Origin of the sequence: Desulfobacterium sp. N47, assembly GCF_051233685.1 — a bacterium.
GTDB lineage: Bacteria > Desulfobacterota > Desulfobacteria > Desulfobacterales > RPRI01 > RPRI01.
This window is the reverse complement of record NZ_JBAMMY010000005.1, coordinates 1-1,318: the sequence shown is the minus strand read 5'-3', so window position 1 is coordinate 1,318 and position 1,318 is coordinate 1. Positions and strand designations below refer to the sequence as shown.

Annotated in this window: 1 protein-coding gene; it reads left to right on the top strand. The window is 38.5% G+C overall.

Translation table 11 applies throughout. From position 1 onward, the window contains the following. The first annotated feature begins 613 nt into the window (after positions 1 to 613). Positions 614 to 913 carry a UPF0175 family protein gene (locus VXK47_RS00085; RefSeq protein ID WP_435546735.1) on the top strand — a complete coding sequence of 100 codons (300 nt, stop codon included), beginning with the start codon at positions 614 to 616 and terminating at the stop codon, positions 911 to 913. The last annotated feature ends 405 nt before the right edge of the window (positions 914 to 1,318 follow it).

The following is a 1,318-nucleotide window of genomic DNA, read 5'->3' as shown; positions in this document are numbered from 1 at the left end:
AATATCGACAAGCCTGTCTTTCTCAATATCGCTAAACGGATACCCATCAAGAGCGGTTCGTGACATCACATGATATACGGTTTTTTGATCCGGCACGACCATTCTGGCGATTCTTGGCATATAATCCTCCGTTTATAAATTAGTTTTCCCACTGCGTAACCATTAATCGCAACCAATGGGCATGGCATGCATAATTCGCCTGTCCCTTATTCTTGTCCTTCTCCTTTTCACCGTTAACTGTGAACCGTCAACTGTCAACCGCTTTCAACCGTTAACTGTCAACTGTCAACTGCTTTCAACCGTTAACTGTGAACCGCTTTTATCCGGCATGTTTAATCTGATCAGGTTTCACTTTCTAAGAATAGCTTTTGCAAACGGTTCGGATGTAACCTCAAGATTATCACAATTGCTTTGTACCGGTCAATAATTCAAGAAGTAACACCGATATTTCCAAAACCCGGGGTTGACGGATGAGATTATAAATTATATAGTATAAAATATAAGGAAATTCGAGAAAACCTTTACACCAAAGCGGTGTAAATTATGAAGTTTGAGCTCAGCAACAGGCTGCGTTACAAAGGAAGTGAAGTAAAAGGTAGGAAAGGATATAAATATGGAAACAACCAAAATGGAACGGATATCGATAGACCTTCCTCAAGACATACTGTTTGCGATGAGGGGATTGGAGAAACCGGAGGAAATTAAAAAAAAATTGAAAATAGCCTTGGCGATACTTTTGTTTCAAGAAAGATCCATATCGCTTGGCAAGGCAATAGAATTGACAGAAATGAGCAGGGTCAGATTTATGGAAGTTTTACGGGAACACGGCATACCTGCTTATGAGTATGGCAAGAAGGGTTTTGAAAAAGATCGACAAGTAATAGCCAGATATCGCGCGACAATTGGAAAATGAAAGCTTTTCGGGTTGTAGCAGACAGTAGCTGCCTTATCGGAATGGCGCAAATAGGGTTCAGAATCAGTGATAAACTTTATAAAAAGATGTTTCCTGCCAAATAAGAAGATTGCTGTGCAAGTCTTTTCAACACAAAACTCAACACTATCTTTCTCTTTCTATTTTTAACGCAAAACAATCTTTATGGATTGAATATGAAAAATTTAATTCACAATTCAAGATGTGATACCAATTGCCCTGCTTAACCATCAACCGCAAACCATGGGTGTGTTAAGCATAATTCGCCTGTCCCTTATTACTATTTGTCTTGACTCTCATGTTATTGAAAATTATAATTAAATCACAATGAAGACTTCGATAAAATTTGATGTTAAAAAGACCGTCCAATATTGGCTGGAAGGTGCG

What these genes read in the sequence shown, in the direction of transcription:
- VXK47_RS00085 (WP_435546735.1), top strand. Translation starts at nt 614, where the DNA reads ATGGAAACAACCAAAATGGAACGGATATCGATAGACCTTCCTCAAGAC.